The sequence below is a fragment of the Elusimicrobiota bacterium genome (genome assembly GCA_026388155.1).
Classification (GTDB): domain Bacteria; phylum Elusimicrobiota; class Elusimicrobia; order Elusimicrobiales; family UBA9959; genus UBA9634.
The window spans coordinates 34,422-51,768 of the sequence record JAPLKI010000010.1 but is presented as its reverse complement, the minus strand read 5'-3'; the positions used below and the strand labels follow the sequence as shown (position 1 = coordinate 51,768).

The 17,347-nt window shown below is 51.7% G+C and carries 14 protein-coding genes; 5 read left to right on the top strand and 9 right to left on the bottom strand.

Annotated elements, in window-relative coordinates; translation table 11 throughout:
• Nucleotides 1-224 precede the first annotated feature (224 nt).
• The 4 genes from NTX59_03310 (at nt 225) to NTX59_03295 (ending at nt 3,933) form a co-directional block, all read left to right on the top strand.
• Nucleotides 225-1,028 (top strand): peptidylprolyl isomerase, encoded by an 804-nt coding sequence (locus NTX59_03310; protein MCX5784696.1) that lies wholly within the window; start codon nt 225-227, stop codon nt 1,026-1,028.
• Nucleotides 1,012-2,127: a peptidylprolyl isomerase gene (locus NTX59_03305; protein ID MCX5784695.1), complete on the top strand. Its 1,116-nt coding sequence runs from the start codon at nt 1,012-1,014 to the stop codon at nt 2,125-2,127. The genes NTX59_03310 and NTX59_03305 overlap by 17 nt, the downstream gene beginning before the upstream one ends.
• A gap of 69 nt (nt 2,128-2,196) precedes the next feature.
• Nucleotides 2,197-3,234, top strand: coding sequence for a 4-hydroxythreonine-4-phosphate dehydrogenase PdxA (locus NTX59_03300; GenBank protein ID MCX5784694.1), 1,038 nt, complete (start codon nt 2,197-2,199; stop codon nt 3,232-3,234).
• A gap of 87 nt (nt 3,235-3,321) precedes the next feature.
• Nucleotides 3,322-3,933, top strand: a complete 612-nt coding sequence (locus NTX59_03295) for a hypothetical protein (GenBank protein MCX5784693.1) — start codon at nt 3,322-3,324, stop codon at nt 3,931-3,933.
• Nucleotides 3,934-4,049: 116 nt separating this feature from the next.
• On the opposite strand, the gene NTX59_03290 is transcribed toward NTX59_03295, so the two are convergent.
• Entirely contained in the window at nt 4,050-4,826 is a 777-nt protein-coding gene (locus tag NTX59_03290) for a hypothetical protein (GenBank protein MCX5784692.1), read from the bottom strand.
• Nucleotides 4,827-5,161: 335 nt separating this feature from the next.
• Here NTX59_03290 and NTX59_03285 point away from each other — a divergent pair, with 335 nt between their 5' ends.
• Complete coding sequence (locus NTX59_03285; protein ID MCX5784691.1) at nt 5,162-7,288, top strand: hypothetical protein; 2,127 nt, start codon at nt 5,162-5,164, stop codon at nt 7,286-7,288.
• Nucleotides 7,289-7,404: 116 nt separating this feature from the next.
• Here the strand turns inward: NTX59_03285 and NTX59_03280 are convergent, their stop codons facing one another.
• The 8 genes from NTX59_03280 to NTX59_03245 all read right to left on the bottom strand — a co-directional run bounded on the left by NTX59_03280 (nt 7,405) and on the right by NTX59_03245 (nt 17,251).
• Nucleotides 7,405-8,526 carry a D-alanine--D-alanine ligase gene (locus NTX59_03280; GenBank protein MCX5784690.1) on the bottom strand — a complete coding sequence of 374 codons (1,122 nt, stop codon included), beginning with the start codon at nt 8,524-8,526 and terminating at the stop codon, nt 7,405-7,407.
• Between the two features lie 129 nt (nt 8,527-8,655).
• A complete protein-coding gene (gene mnmA / locus NTX59_03275; protein ID MCX5784689.1) occupies nt 8,656-9,717 on the bottom strand; it encodes a tRNA 2-thiouridine(34) synthase MnmA in 1,062 nt (353 codons plus the stop codon).
• A 167-nt stretch (nt 9,718-9,884) separates the two neighbouring features.
• Entirely contained in the window at nt 9,885-10,622 is a 738-nt protein-coding gene (locus NTX59_03270; protein ID MCX5784688.1) for a hypothetical protein, read from the bottom strand.
• Between the two features lie 103 nt (nt 10,623-10,725).
• Nucleotides 10,726-11,475, bottom strand: a complete 750-nt coding sequence (locus NTX59_03265) for a flagellar motor protein MotB (protein ID MCX5784687.1) — start codon at nt 11,473-11,475, stop codon at nt 10,726-10,728.
• Between the two features lie 16 nt (nt 11,476-11,491).
• The gene (locus NTX59_03260) at nt 11,492-12,277 is read right to left on the bottom strand and encodes a MotA/TolQ/ExbB proton channel family protein (GenBank protein ID MCX5784686.1); all 786 of its coding nucleotides are present in this window, start codon (nt 12,275-12,277) and stop codon (nt 11,492-11,494) included.
• Between the two features lie 101 nt (nt 12,278-12,378).
• Complete coding sequence (locus NTX59_03255) at nt 12,379-12,603, bottom strand: flagellar FlbD family protein (GenBank protein MCX5784685.1); 225 nt, start codon at nt 12,601-12,603, stop codon at nt 12,379-12,381.
• Between the two features lie 119 nt (nt 12,604-12,722).
• Nucleotides 12,723-15,023: a hypothetical protein gene (locus NTX59_03250; protein ID MCX5784684.1), complete on the bottom strand. Its 2,301-nt coding sequence runs from the start codon at nt 15,021-15,023 to the stop codon at nt 12,723-12,725.
• Nucleotides 15,024-15,295: 272 nt separating this feature from the next.
• Nucleotides 15,296-17,251 (bottom strand): hypothetical protein, encoded by a 1,956-nt coding sequence (locus NTX59_03245; GenBank protein MCX5784683.1) that lies wholly within the window; start codon nt 17,249-17,251, stop codon nt 15,296-15,298.
• Nucleotides 17,252-17,347: the final 96 nt, after the last annotated feature.

Below are 17,347 nucleotides of genomic sequence, written 5' to 3'. Positions count from 1 at the left end.
AGCGCATAAAAAGGTGGTGGGGTCATCGCCAATAATTATATCAAAAGTAGCCCATGCGAATTTTATGCGAATTAACGGCTCATGCGAATTAACACGAACACTTCTTCAAATCTATACGGTCTATCGGTATCGTCTTCGCATTTATTCGCATATCCTCTCATTCGCCGGTTATTCGCATGTTCCTTGAATTGCGGGAATAAGCCTTAAAATGCTAAATTTAAGGTATGAAAACCATCCTATTGTTTATCTTTTCAACGCTGTTTCTGGCCTCCTGCTCAAAGCAGGGAGACAAGGTTGTAGCAAGGGTAGGCTCCGAAAAGCTTACCGAAAGCTATGTTAATGAGAAGCTTATGGAAATAAGCCCGAACGCTCAGCAGTATCTGGCCACTAAACCCGGCCGCAAGCAGTTTCTGGACATACTCATACATGAAAAGCTGCTCGAGCTGGCCGCAAGGAAATCCCCCGTCGCCGATTCAGCCGAATACAAAGCTCGCGTGAAACAAATGGAACTGGAGATGCGGGCGAAACTCGGCGAATACAAAGACTTTACCCTCACTAAGATGTGGGTTGAAAGCCTGCGTTCCGACAAACTTAAGGTTACCGATGACGAGGCTGAAGCGTACTATCAAAAATACCCCTATAAAATAGTGGTGGACCACATTATCCTTGACAATTCGGAAGAAGCCGAAAAAACCATGAAGAGACTGAAAGCCGGAGCCGATTTCACCAGGACAGCCAAGGAATACTCCATGGACAAGGAAAACATCCGTCTGCCGCCGGTGATGTACGGGGAATTTATACCGGAATTGGAGGATATGGCTTTCACAATGCGCGTAGGTGAAGTGCAGGGCGTGGTTAAAACCAGCCTGGGTTACCACATTCTTAAAAAGATCTCACAGGATAAAGCAGGCGGCAGCGAGGCAAAAGAGCGTATAAAGCGGATCCTGGAGAAAAAGAAATTTGACGCCTACCTGAACGAATTCCAATCCAAAATTAAAGTGGAGGTTTTAGATGAAAATTATAAATAGTGCGGCTGCCGCGCTTGCCGCGGCGGCAATGGCGGCTCCGGCGCTGGCGAAGGAGCTTGACGGGCTGGCCGCCAAGGTTAACAACGAACCTGTTCTGATGTCCGAATACAACAAGACCAAAGACGCTTTGATAGAACAGTACCGCGCCATGATGCCTGATTTTTTCTTCCAGAAAGACGCGGACGCCCAGATAGACAAAGCGACCCTGGATAAGCTGATAGACGAGGCTATTCTCAGGCAAAAAGCCGAAAACCTGAAAATAAAGGTCTATCCCCGTGAGCTGGAAAACGGCTTAAATGAAATAAAAACCCGTTTTTCAAAAGATGAGGCGGGCACGCCCTTGAGCCAGGAAAACGCCGATTCGGCGTTCCGCGACGAACTGAAAAAAGAGGGGATCACGCTTGAGGAATTCAGCGCGCGCATAAAAAAACAGCTCATGGTGCGCAAGCTGGTGGATGATGTCGTAAGGCCGAAGGTGAAAATGCCTTCGGAAGGCGATGTAAAGAAGTACTTCGATAATATAAACTTCGTTCTGAAAGATGACACCGCTTCCCTGAAAGGTATGGATGAAGACGCCCTGCAGGACCTGAAAGCCGTTTCCCAGCGCTTCAGGGAGTTAACGGCCGAGCGCGTGCGCCTGCGCCACATACTTATAAAGTTGGAGGCGGCTCCGACGCTTGCCGAAAAGACGGCAGCTCTTACAAGGGCGGAGGAAATAAAAAAAGAGCTGGACGGCGGGCTTGATTTTGAGGACGCCGCCCAGAAATATTCCCAGGACCCCGAGAGCGCTAAAAAAGGAGGGGATTTGGGCTACGCCCTTAAGGGCCTTCTGCCCAAGGAACTGGAAAGCAAGGCCTTCACGATGAATGTCGGAGAAATTTCAAGCCCGGTGGCGAGCAAGTTCGGCTACCACATCCTCCGGCTTGACGAGAAACGGGCCCAGCAGAAGCTGAATTACGATATAGTAAAAGACGACCTCGGCCAGATAATAGCCCAGGGCAATTTCGCCAAGGCTATGGTTGACTACCTGAAAGACCTGCGCAAGGACGCTAAAATAGAAATTTTCCTGGAAAACAAAAAGCCGCAGGCGGCGAACTAGCGGCGCGGTGCGCCGCCAGACACAAGTCTAGTCAGTTGCAAGTCTCAAGTCACAGGACACAAGTGAAGAATGAAAGTTTACTTGAGACTTGCGACTAATCACGGCATTACTTTGAAACCCAAACTTCTTATTACCGCGGGCGATCCTTTGGGCATCGGCCCTGAGATCGCCGTTAAAGCGGCGCGTTCAGCCTCCCTCAGAGCGGCGGCGGAGCTTTTTATTGCGGGAGACTCGTCCGCCTTAGTCGGAGCGGGCTGGAGTCCGGAACTTTGCCCGATGCTTGCCGTGGACGCTCCGGGTCTTGACCTCTCAAAAAAGCGCCCGACAGCTGCGGCGGGTCTGGCTTCATATAAAGCGGTGCTCGCGGCATGGAAACTGTTAAAAACCGGCGCCTTTGACGCTTTAGTCACGGCGCCGATATGTAAAGCTGCGTGGAAAATGGCGGGTGCGCGGCAGTTCGCACATACAGATCTTTTCAGAGCCCTTGAAAATGAAGAACCGCTGATGATCTTCTCCCGCGGAGCGATAAACGCCGCCCTTGTAACCGAACATCTGCCGCTCAAAGATCTGCCAAAAAAGATAACACCCCTCCTCATTGAACAGAAGGCCCTGTTATTTGCCGGCGCTTTGAAGCGCCTGGGAATTAAAAGGCCGCGCGTGGCCGTTTGCGCGCTGAACCCGCACGCCGGAGACGGCGGTTTGCTGGGGCGTGAGGAAATAACGGTAATACTGCCTGCTTTGAGAAAGCTAAAAGCCCGGGGACTCGGAGTCCTCGGCCCTTATGGCTCCGACACGGCCTGGGAAAAGCATTTAAACGGAGAGGCCGACGGCGTGCTTTGTCTTTACCATGACCAGGCGCTCGTCCCGCTAAAGATCTGCGGACTTATCCCACCACCTGCTTATTTGCCGAAGGCAAATCTTCAATTTGAAGCAGGTGGTGGGATTAAGAAAGCGGCCGTGCACTGGACCTGGGGGCTGTCATTCATCCGCACCTCGCCCGCACACGGCACCGCCTTTGACATAGCCGGAAAAGGCCTGGCCGATGCGCAGGGCATGATCGGGGCCGCGCTTTTCGCCGTAAAACTGGCAACACACAGCAGAGGATAGGGGCCAGCGGATAGCGGCTAGGGAAAGAAAATCGGCAACTCCATCCCTATTCCCTATACGCTAGACCCTATACCCTGCCGTTATTATATGATTGAAATTATCGGTTATCTGGCCTCGGCGCTGATAGCGGTGTCTCTTTTAACCAGCAATGTATGGAGGCTGCGGCTGCTTAATTTTCTTGGAGCGGCCATTTTTTCACTTTACGGTTTTCTGGCGGGAGCCTGGCCGGTGCTGACTGTGAATCTTTTTATAGCCGGGGTGGATCTTTACTATCTGATCCAACTGCGCGCGCGTAAAGACATTTTCCAGCTTATGGATGTACCCCCCTCCGACCGCCTGCTTGAAAATTTCCTGGCCTATCACGCCAAAGATATTTGGGCCTTCTTCCCGGATTTCTCGCTTAAAGCGGTTGAAAATCCGCGATGTGTTTTTATTTTAAGGAACCTGTTGCCTGTGGGCCTGTTCATTTATACCGTAGAAACCCCTGATATACGCGTTCACCTGGATTACGTAGTGGAAGATTACAGGGACCTTAAAAGCGCCCGTTACCTGTTCAACAGGCCGCAGAACGCTGAAACTTTCAGAGGCTACGCAGCCTTCACCGCTTTAAGCGGCTCGCTCAAACATTCCGCCTATATGAGGCGCGTGGGCTTCGAAGAAGATCCTTTGAAGAAGGGATTCTTTAGAAAAAAGATCTAAATACTATAGTGGCTAGGGGTTAGCGGATAGGGGTCTAGGGAAGGAGTTTCTTATTTCTGCAGCCACCAGCCCCTCTCCTTCCCTATCCACTGTACGCTAGCCCCTATATGCTGCCGTTAAGGCACCTGTTCAAGTCGCACCTGGCGGCCTGACTTTGGGACAGGTATGGCCGAATAAGCTTGCTGCGTGCCCTCTTTGTTTGAGACCGACATGGCAAAAGGATCCACCTTATAGCGCACAACCAGCTCTTTTTTTTCATTTTTCAAAGCCGTTATTTTGAAAATGCCGCTTGGAAAATCAGAAAGCGAAACCAAAATCAGCACATTTTCCTTTAAAAAATCAGCCTTAACGGGATCACATTTATGGGAACCGGCGAAAGCGGCCCATGTTTCCGAACTGGTAAACAGCTCGTAGCCCGCCGGGGCCTTTATCATGGCAAGTCCTCCCTTTGGGGCCTTGCCAAGAGCTGGCACCGACGAACCCGCCAAACCCGGAGCTTTAGACTGCTCCTCCAGAGGAACTATTTTCCTTTCAAGGTCGCTGTCTTCAAGGGCTATGGGCTGAATTTTATTCCTGTTCGCGCCTGACATTTCGTTTAACATTTCCATGCCGCTTTTCGGAGGCTCAGCCACCCCCTGAAATTTACTCTCCCGCACTATCATTATGGCGCCCTCGGCCCTCACGCTTGAGCTGGAAAAATGCTGCGCCACAGGGACAGGCAGCGCCTCTTTTTGGGAAAAGCTGTACTGCGCGTTTGCCATAGCGGATTGCGCGAGCGCATCGGCGCCGGCCGGCGCACGGGCGCCCACGGCGTTAAGAAAAATAAAAAAAGTGAAAGCGGCGATAACCGCCAGGAAAAAATAAATAAGAACGCGTATGGTCTTTATGTCCATATTACAGTGGCAGCGGATAGGGGCTGGCAGCCAGGGTAGTGGGAAGAGGCTGAAGGAATAAGGAACTCCTTCCCTAAACCCCTAGTCGCCAATCCCTAGTCCCTGCCCCTTATAAGGTAAATCCTGTTACATTGTATAATAATTTAACTATAAGTTATTATTTCCGTAACACGACTGGATTAGAATTTAAAGACGGTTCAGGCAGATATCTTGATTTTTTGTTTCTTTTCCTTTGCACAGCCGCTGAAGACAGAATAGAGCAGAGAGATAAGGATAGTTGCAAGTTTCAGGTCTTAAAGCAAGCGAAAAGCGATCAAAGATTTAGGAAGGCATTTATGAAATATTGGGCATACATAAACAATGAGATCCTCGGCCCTTTTGAAAAAGAGAAATTATCAGAACTTCCGAACTTCGGCGCTTCTTCTCTTATCTGCCCGCAAACCCCGGTTGGGGAAAAAACCGAGGATTGGAAAGAGGCGTCCACTTACCCCGAAGTTTCGGCTATGCTGAATTTTTCCGCTTCAGGCGCCCTGAAGTCCCGAAGCCCGTCTGCCGAACCGGCCGGCAATTTCGCGGCCCAATTAACCCCGCCGCCCACTTTAAGGCCGGAAGGGCCCGCCGAAGCCGGGCAAGCCCCGCACTTTGGCCCTGTCGGAAAAAGCGAGGGGCAAGCGGGTGGTGGAGTAAAGAGCCCGTCTCTACCCCAGAGTACGCCGGCCTTCGGGATGACCATGAGAGGATCTTTAGTTCCCGACCCGCTTAGCACGGCTCCGGAAGAGCAGCCGGCTGTCCCCGGTGCCGGAGAGATACAGAGGTCCGACGGCAGAAGTATTTCCGGCTTGCCCGCGCAGGAAGAAAGCCGGGCGGCGACGGCGCCGGAGGCGGTAAAATTAAAACCGCTGGCCGCGTCTTCGTTTGAACCCGCGGCTCCCCCGCCAAGCTCTCTGGAAAACATGAACATAGAGGTGAGCCATTTTGGCGCGCTTAAAAGCGACGGGAAAATTGAGCATCCGGTCACGGAGCTGGCCAGGAACGCGTCCGCCAGTTTTGACCCGCTGACGCTTTCCCAGATAGGCAAAAGGGCCGACGCTATTTCCGCCGAAGAGCAGGCCCCCCCCCCCGCTGAAATAAAAAACTCGGAAGAACTTTTTAAAAATTTCAAGCCGGCAGCCGATATAAGTTTTGGCGCCTCAGTCGCGGAGCCGCCCAAAGAAGTTCCCGCGGCGGCCGATCAGGCGGGAGGTGAAACATTCCCGTCCAAAACACACACTTTCGACGAAAACACCCTGACCCGCCAGGAACTTAATTCCCAGTTGGAACCGCTAAAGCAGAAACTTGAACAAATGGGCACAGTGCTGGCCTCAATTGACAACAGCCAGTTCCAGCGCGATCTGCTTGGCAGGCTGAGTTTACTTGAAAGCGAGATTTCAGATATAAAAATATCACTATCCTCCGGCACGCGGCAGGACGGGGTCTCACTGGCGCCCGGAGGGAATTTCGCTCCCGCGCAGGAAAACCAGACCGTCACAATAGAGAAGAACTCAGACTCCGTATTCGGTGTAGGGAAACCTCCGGCGCAGGAAAATGCAAAGACCGAAGAATCCAAAAAAGAAGAAAAAAAGCCGGCGATTGTTGATACCGGCAGAAAAAAAATAAGAATAGGGAGTTTTTTCGGCAAACTTTTCAGATTGATAACTACACTGCTCCTGATAGCGGCCATAGCGCTTGTCGCTGTTTTCGTACTTAAGCAGCAGAAGATATTTGACGCGACAAAATACATCCCTTTTCCCATACCATTTCTGACGAACCATAACGCGAACACAAAAATGGCCGTTCAGGACGCTCAAACCGCCCAGTTCCCCACAGGCCAGGATCAGGCTCCGCAGGGCGCCGAAGGCCCCAACCTGAGCACGGGCACGGAAGGCGCCAATCTGAACACGGACGCAGAACATACCCAGGGTGACACTGCGCAGAAGCAGACTTCACAGGCAAAAGTGGAGGCTGTCCCTCCCGAGGTGATTTATTTCATTCGCAACTACACCCTGCGGCCGGGGGGCTTAACCCTTGAAAACGCCATACGCCAGGAGGCCGCGAAAGCGGGATGGGATTCGGAAAAACTGGAGTGGGAAGGTAACTTCACCGGAACCGAAGGATATTATCAGATCTCCGCCGTAGTTCCTTCCAAAAACGGAAAGTCCCAGCTTGCCTTCACTTATAAAGCAAACGTCAAACGAAACGACGTAAAGCCGCTGGACACCACCGGCAACGCCGGCATGGAAGCTCTGGTAGCGGCCTCTGCGTCAAAAAAGCAGCCGAAAGCCAGGGCCGCAAAGAATAAACGGCAGGCTAAACCGGTCCGTACGCATGCCACAACTCCGAAACAACACTTACAGGCGGCGCAAAAGCAGGCCGCGCCGGCGGATGAATACGAATATGTGGACGAGGAAGACACGGGGAAGTAGAGGGGAGCACAAGTCACAAGAACACAAGGGCACAAGTAAGAAGCAAGAAACCACCATTGAAGTTTTGTAGCACCCGAAGCAACTGCAGTTCCCCCAACTCTCAAATCATCAGATTATCAGATCCTTTTGCTTGTGCTCTTGTGCGCCTGTGCGCCTGTGTTCCTGTCGGTGCTCAGTCGTGACTGCTGTGCCTGCCTTTTAATGGCCAGCTCAACCAGTTTTTTAACCGTTTCCGCCGGCGCAAGACCCGTGGAGGCCCAGAGCCTCGGATAAAGGCTGTGCGAGGTGAAACCCGGAACGGTGTTTATCTCACAAAAATAAAATTTTTTTTCATTTTTCGGGTCCATTAGAAAATCGATCCTGGCCATCCCATGGCAGCCCAGCGCCGCGAATACCGCCGTTGAAAGCCCCCTCAGCTTGCCGGCCGTCTTCTTTGAAAGCGCGGCCGGCAGATTAAACTCCATGCCGTTTTCATCCAGGTATTTTGACTCATAATCATAAAATTCATGGCCTCCGACAGGACGAACCTCCCCGCACACGCTTGCACGCGCGCCGGCGCCCTCCCCAAGCACTCCGCAAACTATCTCCCTGGCGTAATCCACCCCTTTTTCTATCATCACGGCCGTGTCATAACGGAAAGCGAAGTTTACGGCGGCCTTAAGCGCGGCCGCTTTTTTCACTTTGCGTATGCCCACCGAAGAGCCCAAAGTCACCGGCTTGACAAAAAGAGGAAACCCGAGTCCCGCGGCTTTTTTGAGTTTCGGCCCGATACGGTTTTTATCCGAAGCGCGGACAATTATATGAGGAAGGACCGGCGCCCCGGCGTCTGCGGCGAGTTTTTTTGAAATAATCTTATCCATACCGAGCGCCGAGGCCATGACCCCGCAGCCGACATATGCCATACCCAGAAGCTCAAGCAAGCCCTGCAACTTGCCATCTTCGCCCGTAGCGCCGTGGATTATCGGGAACACAGCCGCGGGCTTCAATTTTGCGCCGCTCTCCGTTTTAAAACAACCCTCCTTAAAAGAAGGCTCAATAAATTCGCCGGCGGGTTTTCCTCCCCGCTTAAGGACCTGGTAATTTGCCAGGCGCCAATCGCCCCGCTTTGTGATATAAACAGGTTTCGGCAGGAATCCGCCTTTTAAAAGCTCGGCGCAGACAGTCTTTGCGGACTCTATGGAAACTTCATGCTCCGGCGACCTGCCGCCGAAAATCACAGCGATAATTTTTCTCTTCATAATATCTCCTTGAATCTAGGCGGATTAGCCCAGTGATTAAGTGATTGAGTAAATAGTGATTTAGTTTTGAAACTACCGTTTAGTTACTGAATCTCTTGCTTAATCACTTAATCACTCAATCACTGATCACTATTCGCTCCCCGCTATTATCCCCCCGCCCAGAACCCTGTCTCCGTCGTAAAACACGGCGGACTGACCCTTTGCAACGGCGAACTGCGGCTCCTCAAAAATAAATTTCAGCCCCGCGTTATCTTCTTTTTTAAATCTGCAGGCGGCTGGTTTGTGGCGGTAGCGGATTTGAGCCCAAAGGCGGGCGCCCGGATGCGGCGCTTCGGCCAGCCAGTTTGCCGAGGCGATTGTGAAGACGGATTTATGCGCCAGTTTAAGCGGCCCCACAACCACCTCATTTGAACCCGGCCTTATTTCCGTCACGTAAAGGCGCTCGGCCCCGTAAACGCCAAGGCCTTTCCGCTGGCCGACGGTGAAATTAAAAAAACCCAGATGAGAACCCGTCACTTTTCCGCTTTGGTCAAGCACGGAGCCTTTACGCGGTTTTATTCCCGCTGTTTTCTTAAGCCAGGCGTCATAATTTCCTTCCGTGACGAAACAAATATCCTTGCTCTCCGCCGAAGCCGCAGTGGGAAGCGCCAGTTTGGCGGCCAGCGCGCGCACTTCGGTTTTAGCCATGGCTCCAAGCGGAAAGAGTATTCGCCCCAACCGCTCTTTCTTAAGACAATAGAGAAAATAGCTTTGGTCTTTAAGCGGGTCAAGACCCCGCAGCAACGCCGGCCCCCCCCCGGCATTTTCAATACGGGCGTAATGCCCGGTTGCGAGCGCCCCGGCCCCGAGGTCCCGCGCGAGGTCAAAAAGATACGAAAACTTAAGATGGCGGTTGCACTCCACGCAGGGGTTCGGCGTACCGCCCGCAAGGTAGACGCTCACAAAATTGTCTATAACTTTTTTAGAGAACAGTTCCCGGGCGTTTTTAAAATAATGCCTTATGCCTATAGCGTGCGCGGCACCGCGCGCCCTTAGGACGGACGCCTCTCCGCCGCAGCAGGCAATCCCGCCGCGGCCGGTCTCGTGAAAAAGGCGAAGTGTAAGGCCTATAACCTCAAAACCCTGTTGTTTAAGCAAAGCCGCCGCCACCGAGGAATCAACCCCCCCGGACATAGCGACGGCAACTTTCATAGATGGGAAGCCATAGGCCTTAATGAGCCGTACCCGCCATAAGCCTTATGCCGGAGGCTATACGCGATAAGGAAACTTCTTAAAAAGCATATTACATATGGCATACGGCTTATAGCTTATGGCAACTTTTCTGCCTATGGCTTATGGCCTAAAGCTTATGGCTTGTTTTACTGTCCGAAATCAAACCCCTTGAAGAGGTCCTCTTCCGCCTTTCCGGCGGCCGGGGCAGGGGCTGCATCCTCCTTAGACTTGATGACCTCGACTGGCGCCTTGGCGCCGGGCAAAACCTGCATACGGCCTACGCCCTCGCCCACGGGCTGCATTATTATCTTACGCACGCCCTCGGCAAACGCCAGAAAACCGGTTTTCAGGTTGTAGTAAAGGCGAAAGGGAGTATCCTTGGCTTGAGGCTCATAGGCTTTCCCTAAATTTATTTTCTGCTGGTCCCAGCCCGGGTTATAAACTATCTTGCCTCTCAGATCCACCTCGTTATCCACCACCGGCAGGGAAAAATGTATCTTATAAAGACCCATTGTGTCGCTTATACCCGGAGTGAAAGAAAGATTGATATATGAATTAGCATTTTCCTCCGTGACGGCAAAAACGTCGGCGCTGCCTCCCTCCTTTTTTCCCGTTTCAGGGATGATCTTCACGGTCACGCCTTCTATGGGATTGCCCAGATAGTCGGTAACTATCCCCTGTATACTGCCATCCAGGAACACTCCCATTTTGGTGGTGGAAAAGAAAATATACTCATGCTTGCCGGTGACTTTTTTGGTAAGGGAAAGGTCAGTTACCCTCTGATCGGTAAAATCAGTGACCTTGAGGGCTTGAAGACCCCCGAAACATCCGGTGCTCACGGCAAACGCCGCGATTAAAACCGCTGATTTGAAGAAGTTTTTCATTTTCTCGCCGCCTGTCGGTTAACTTACCGCCGTATGCCATAAGCCATCGGCCATACGCTTAGAAAACACCATTTATCTCCCTTTGCCGGAGCCCGCTCCGCGCTTACTGGGGGGCTGCACCCGGCGGGGCTTGCTCATTGGCCTCGCCGGACGGCGCTTGTTCGGGAGTGAGCACCGTTGACGCCGGAACCGCGGGCTTTATCCCGGGAGTTTCCGGCGACGCGTCAATGTACGGGCCGGTTTTCACTAAAAACACCACCCGGCGGTTCTTGCGGCGGTTTTCCTCAGTATCGTTTGCGGCAATGGGATGAAACTCCCCGTAACCTATGGCGGCCATCCTTTTGGGCGGAAAATCCGAACTGAGAAGATATCTCACCACGCTGGTGGCTCTGGCGGTGGAAAGCTCCCAGTTTGTGGCGAATTGTTTGGCGCCGTTGGCGCCGATAGGGATGTTATCGGTATGGCCCTCCACTATTATATCGTGCTTGGCGGCGAGGGTTTTAAGCACAGGGGCTATTTTGTCCAGCTTTGAGCGCATGTTGTCGGTTATTTCGCTCCGGCCGCTTTCAAAAAAAGCGAACTGACCCTGCTCTTCAAGGGTAATGCGCATTCCCTCTTTATCCATTTTAACCTGGCCCTGTATATTGCCATTCTTCATCATTTCCGTTATATCCTTCTGGGCTTTTTGCATTTCCTTGTTAAGGGCTGCGGACAGGGCGTAAAGAATGACGAAAAAGCACACCATCTCAGTCATCAGGTCGGCGTAATTTACCAGCCAGGGCGGCGCGGGATGGCCTATTAGCGCCACACGGATGTCATCTTCCGGGATCATTCCCCTGACTTTTAACGACATAAAATATTATTCTCCGCTACGGCTTAGCTTCCTTTTTCACAGCGGCGCGTTTTGAAGGGTCAAGATAAGCCTTCAGGTTCGCTTCCACCACGCTGGGCGTGGAGCCGCTCTGTAAAAGGAGCACGCCGGTTATGATTATTTCTTTGACGAAAAGCTCTTCCTCGGAGCGGTGTTTGAGTTTTCCGGCCATGGGCAGAAAAAGCCAGTAACCGGCCCCAAGGCCGAAGAAAGCGGACGAAAGCGCCAGCGCCATGCGCCGCGGGACCTGGGTTACATCGTCTATGTTGGCAAGCAGCAGTATCATACCCAACACCGTGCCTATGATGCCGAAAGCCGGGGCGTAAGTGCCAAGGGCGTTGAAAATTTCCCGTCCCACTTTATGGCGTTCCCTTATAAAATCCAGCTCGGTTTCCAGCATATTCTTTATAAATTCATGATCCGCCCCGTCTATAACAAGCTGCACTCCCCTTTTTAAAAAATCATTGTCCAGGGCTTTCACATCCCCTTCAAGCGCCAGGAACCCCTCCTTTTTGGCTTTCTGGGAAAGCGTGACGAAGGTGGAAACCAGCCGCGAGGTATCCTCGCCCTTGGAAGTCAGCACCTGCCTAAGCACCCTGCCCACACCTATAACAGCGGAAAGCGGATAATTCACCAAAATGGCGCAAAAAGTTCCGCCCATGACAACAAGGAAAGCCTCCAGGTTCATGAACGGTTTGAAGCCGGCTAAGCCTTCCTGTTTATACACGGCGCCTAAAATGAAACCGAGAAAAACTATTATTCCGCTTATTGTGGCTATATCCATAAATTCTCCGGGAAGTTGTAAGTTTAGAGTTATGAGTTTAGAGTTTAAGAGTTCAGGATCTTTTAACTCCTAACCCACAACTCACAACTCGCAAACTTACATTACTTCTTTTCAAATCCCTCTATGGGATTTATCACTTTCCGCTCACTATAGACCTTCTTTTTATATTCCACCACCCTGGCCACCACCTCATCCACGGAATCCCTGACAATGAACCTGTTGCCGGTGGCAAGATTTATCACGGTATCGGGGGTGGCCTCGACGCTCTCAATAAGCTCGGCGTTCACCACAATTTCAAAACCGTTAAGTTTTTTAAGCTTGATCATTTTAATAATTATACTTAAAGAGGCGGGGGTTAGCGAATAGTGAAATCACGAATCAGGGAAGTAGCGAAATAGATCAAGAGATGCTTTACGACTATTCGCTAATCGCCGGCCACTATTTGCTATTCGCTTGTCTTACCCTTAATCGCCCACTTGAGCCTGGAACCAAGAGAACTTTCAACCGCCTTATATTTTTCCAGTTCTCCTGAAAGCTCCGCGATTTTGGCCTCACAATCCGCAAGCTGAGCCCGGGCGGCAGTCTTCATAGCCTCCGCGTTATCCCGTTCGGAGGCGAACAGGCTCTCATTTTCAGCGGCGGCCTGTTCAAGGTCACGGACTCTGTTCTTAAGCGAAAGCATCTCGGCCTCAAAACCGGCGCGATTGGCGCTTTCCGTCCTGAGCTGGCCTGAAAGCCGGGCGAGTTCCGCCTCGGCGGCGGATTTCTGAGCGGCAAGGGCCTCAAGCCGGCTTTTGGCGGCGGAAAAGTCTCCGGCCATTTTTGACCTTTCGGCCTCAAGCTGATTTTTGACGTAGGCAAGGTCTCCGGCCATTTTTGACCTTTCGTTTTCAAAGGCGCGGACGTATTTTTCCAATTCGGCCTTTTGTGAAGCCAGCGCGCCGTACTGCGCCTCAGCTTTGGCCGCGAGTTCTTCCTGCTTTGAAGCGGCGACCCTTTCAAAATTATTGAACTTCTCGGAGAACCTGCGGTTTTCAATCTCAAGATGTGTTTTCTCTCCCTCGGAAATTACGGCAAGCTCTTTGAGCTGTTTAAATTTAGCCGCATACTCGGCCTCGATCTGGGCTTTAAAATCGGAGGAGGACCGTTCAAGCCTGGAGCGCAACTCGGAAAGTTTCAAGTCGTGATCCGCCTGACATTTCGCCGCGTAAGAAGACATCTCTTCCATATGAGCGCGTGTAAGCTTCCCGATTTTCTCGTCCTGCTGGCGGGAAAGCTCGGTTATTTTCTCGTCCCGCTGCCGGGAAAGCTCGGCTATTTTCTCGTCCCGCTGGCGGGAAAGTTCGGCTATTTTCTCGGCCTGCTTGCGGGAAAGTTCGGCTATTTTCTCGGTATGCTGGCGGGCGAACTCCGAGGCCATTCCGGTTTTAATTTTTTCGATGTCCTCGCTGTATTTTTTTGAAAATTCCTCGATCTCGCCGTGGTGGGACGCTTTGAAAAGTTCCTGCTCCTGCCGCAGTTTTTTGATCTCTTCAAGCTGGGCCGCCATGTTCTGGGCCAGTTGCATCTTTTCAATGCGCAGCTGTCCTCTTTCTTTGTCAAGCACCGCATTTATCGCCTGCACTTTTGAGACGAAACCCTTTATTTTCAGCATCTCTGAAATAGCGCGCACTTTGTCGCCTGAAACTTCGGCTATGGTCTTGTCTTTTTCCTGGAGCAGCGCCTCATGGCGGGTCATCTGCGCCCTCAGTTCCTCCGTTTTTTCCGAATTTTTTTTGTCGGAGAGGCCGCCCAGCTCCCGCTGCAGCTTTTCTATTTCAAGGAGGTATTTTTCTTCCTGATGCTTAAAATCGCTGTGCGTCCTTTCCTCCTTCATCTTCAAGATCGCGGCTTCGCTTCTCAGTTCGGCAAGTTCCCGCTCCTTCTCCGGCATGGCCTTGATATAGGACTCTATGGACGCTTTTTCTCTTTCCGCGCGCGCGACATCGTCGCGGAGCTTTGAGATTTCCTTTTCAGCCAGGGATTTTTCAAGGCTGACGCTGCGGAATTCGTCCTCGACTTCACGCAACCGCTCGGCCGAGGACTTGAGCGAACGGATGGCGTCCTCACGGCTTGAAATTTCCTTCTGCCATTGCGCTTTCTCGTCAAGCCAGCGGCGCTCCATCTCCTGCAAACGGTAAATAAAATGTCCTTCCACGTCGCGCCCCTGTGTTTCGCGCTCGGCCACCTGCCCTTTAAGACTCTGCATCCAGGTTTCGCGCTCCTGCATCAGGCGGGTTTCAAGCTCTTTTATCTTGCCTTTAAAAGTAAGGCGTTCCTCCTCCACTTCCTGATCGCGCTTATCGCGGCGCATGCGGTCCTGTATATCCTTGAGGGAAGATTCCACTTTTGAAGAGAGCGTCTCATCCTGCTGGTTTTTAAGGGTGGCTAAAAGAGCGCGCTCTTTCTCCTGGGAAAGCAGCTTTTCCATCTCTAAAATCTTTTTTTCGAGCTTATCTTTTTCTTCTTTCATTCTGGCGGTTTCAGCCGCAGATTCGCTCGCGGCCTGCTGCGCGCGGGCATCGGGGTAAGCGGCTGCGCTCTGGAACTGGGGCGGCGAATTTTGAGCGAAAGGGTTGGGCAGCCCCAAGCCGCCGACCGGGGCCGGACGCGCGCCCGGCTGGGGTAAAGGCAGGCCGGGCCTTAAAATTCCAGGCGGCAAAGGCGGTATGCCGGGTTTTGGAGGTTTCTTTTCACTGTCGTCCATAGAATTAGTTCCCGTTACAAGTTACAAGCCTGCAGGCGCTGAAATATAATTTCAGACTTCACTTCCACACCCATATTCTATAAATCCGACATTGCACTAAGGTTAAAGAATTGTTAACAGGCTGTGGACAGGATTGCCATAAGCTTTACGCCATATGCCATAGGCTTGTAAAGAACTCCTTAAAAGCTTACGGCCTATGGCGCGGCTGGAACAGCCACATAGCTTATGGCCTAGAGCATATGGCTTATGGCGCGCAAGCCTTCAGGCTTGCGTTATTTCCCCGCCTGCTGCTTAAACCCGGCCAGCCATTCATTCACGGCCGGGTCGTTTGAGAGTGAAGCGTAGCGTTCATAGGCCCGCATAGCTTCGTCCATTCTGTTCAGGGCGTAATAAACCGTGCCCAGGCACTGCCAGATCTGGGCGTCCAGGGCGTTGAGTCCTGAGGCATACTCAAAATACTGCAGGCTTTCGGCCAGCTTTCCCTGGTTGTATAACTCAATTCCGGCCGACAGATACTGAGCCGCTTGTTGAGCCTCCTCCGGGTTCGAAGCCTGTCCCTGAGGCGGCCGGGCTTCAATTACATCAGGGGCGATACTCTTCAATTTCTGCCTGCGCTGTTCGCCGGAGGCGACTTCATCGCTGTCTATGATATAAACCTCCTGGGTGTTCTGCTGGCGGGCGCTTATCTTTCCCTCGGCCTCCAGGCTTTTTACGGCGTCCAAAATCTTCATTTGGGCCTCATCTACCTGAGTAGGGCTGATTTCACCTGAGTATTCCATTACCTCCTTTATGGCATTGACCGCGCCCTGCGACATATTGGCGAAGAACTTATTCACCAGCTGGGGATCGGCTTTATAAATCGCTTTGGCTATGTCTTCGTTGCTCACGCTCCTTATTATGGTCTGCAAATCCTTATCGGTGAAACTGATCAGATTCTCGAATATAAGGATTATCTTTTTAATTTTTTCGTAAACATCTGGTTTTTGGGTTTTGAGATACTCTATTATGTTTTTTCTGGTGAAGGCATCGCTGTCCTCAAGCATCTTGGCCAGGCGTTCTATGCCCCCCATCACAAAATCAACGTTTTCCCGTATATCCTTGTCTATGGCCTCTATCTGCTCGCGCTTGGCCTGACGCACGGTCAGCGCTTCAAGAGCCACCCTGGACTGCATTTCAAGCGGCAGCATGGAAAGCGCCTGACGGGAAAGTTCCGGCTTCAAGTAGCTTAATACCAGCGCTATAACCCATGGGTCTTCCTTTTTAAGCAGAAAAAAATAGACGAGTTTTTTCAGATTTTCCTCGGTTAAATAAGTAAACGGCTCAAATTTTTTCATAAGCTCATCCTCTTCATCTTTTTTTTCCTCCTCTTTCTGGAGAAAATTCATGTCAATTTGCTGATGCCCTTCTTCAGTGGCGTCGTTTTTTTCGCCGCCGCCGCCGCCTTCTTCCATTTTCTGGTCAATATTGACCTCGGCGCCCGGCTTTGCAAGGATAGCCTTTATATATTTCCTGAAAAAACCCCAAAGGGGCCCGAAAAGAAACAGCAGCATCAGCAGGAAAAGCAGTGCGTAGAGGAGCGGCAGATAAACCCCCGGGCGCCTTAAATCCTCAAGGATATTATAACTCTTGAACCTGGTGGGTTTGAAAACGACCGTGGCGGCGTCATGGCCGTGGATCTTGTAAGGTATCAGGAAATCGTCAACGCGCTCACGGGCGGTTTTAAGGCTTTCCGGGGAAACGGTCTCATCGTGGATAACGGTCACCTGAAAACGGGTGATGTCGGTTTCAAGGCCGTAGCGCACCTGCTGTATGCCCTTCTGCTGCTGCGTCTGCTGGCCCCGCGCGGCCTCCGGGCGGGCATTGTCTGCCCCCGTAACAGCCGGTTGTCTTGGAATTCCCGGTAATATAAAATCCGTATCGGTGCTTCCGGTTTTTGCCCCCCTCTCCTTGTATTTCTGAATAGCTCCCATTTCCTCTGTGTTTTGTTCCGACTTTTTTGAGACCACTTCCATCTCCACATCGGCGAAAACGAAGGACTTGCCGGGACCCATGATCGGATCAAGGATCTCGCTTTTTATTTTACTTTCCACCTCCAGCCGGAGAGAAGCCTGCTTCTCCATCAGGGAAACACCCATGGTATCCGGTACGGCGGCGGGCGTGTTAGCCTGGGCAAAAACGCGATGGACGGCCAGGACCGCCAGAATAATTGCAAGCAGTGATCTGCGCATAGCAATACTATTTTACCTTTACCTTATTGCAGAATCGTTGCAAAAATAGAACAAGTGATAGGGTATAGGGGCTAGGGATTAGGGGTTTAGGGAAGG

Excerpts from the sequence above, each read along its gene's own strand:
- NTX59_03310 (MCX5784696.1), top strand. The coding sequence starts at position 225 with ATGAAAACCATCCTATTGTTTATCTTTTCAACGCTGTTTCTGGCCTCC.
- NTX59_03305 (MCX5784695.1), top strand. The coding sequence starts at position 1,012 with ATGAAAATTATAAATAGTGCGGCTGCCGCGCTTGCCGCGGCGGCAATG.
- NTX59_03300 (MCX5784694.1), top strand. The coding sequence starts at position 2,197 with ATGAAAGTTTACTTGAGACTTGCGACTAATCACGGCATTACTTTGAAA.
- NTX59_03295 (MCX5784693.1), top strand. The coding sequence starts at position 3,322 with ATGATTGAAATTATCGGTTATCTGGCCTCGGCGCTGATAGCGGTGTCT.
- NTX59_03290 (MCX5784692.1), bottom strand. The coding sequence starts at position 4,826 with ATGGACATAAAGACCATACGCGTTCTTATTTATTTTTTCCTGGCGGTT.
- NTX59_03285 (MCX5784691.1), top strand. The coding sequence starts at position 5,162 with ATGAAATATTGGGCATACATAAACAATGAGATCCTCGGCCCTTTTGAA.
- NTX59_03280 (MCX5784690.1), bottom strand. The coding sequence starts at position 8,526 with ATGAAGAGAAAAATTATCGCTGTGATTTTCGGCGGCAGGTCGCCGGAG.
- mnmA (MCX5784689.1), bottom strand. The coding sequence starts at position 9,717 with ATGAAAGTTGCCGTCGCTATGTCCGGGGGGGTTGATTCCTCGGTGGCG.
- NTX59_03270 (MCX5784688.1), bottom strand. The coding sequence starts at position 10,622 with ATGAAAAACTTCTTCAAATCAGCGGTTTTAATCGCGGCGTTTGCCGTG.
- NTX59_03265 (MCX5784687.1), bottom strand. The coding sequence starts at position 11,475 with ATGTCGTTAAAAGTCAGGGGAATGATCCCGGAAGATGACATCCGTGTG.
- NTX59_03260 (MCX5784686.1), bottom strand. The coding sequence starts at position 12,277 with ATGGATATAGCCACAATAAGCGGAATAATAGTTTTTCTCGGTTTCATT.
- NTX59_03255 (MCX5784685.1), bottom strand. The coding sequence starts at position 12,603 with ATGATCAAGCTTAAAAAACTTAACGGTTTTGAAATTGTGGTGAACGCC.
- NTX59_03250 (MCX5784684.1), bottom strand. The coding sequence starts at position 15,023 with ATGGACGACAGTGAAAAGAAACCTCCAAAACCCGGCATACCGCCTTTG.
- NTX59_03245 (MCX5784683.1), bottom strand. The coding sequence starts at position 17,251 with ATGCGCAGATCACTGCTTGCAATTATTCTGGCGGTCCTGGCCGTCCAT.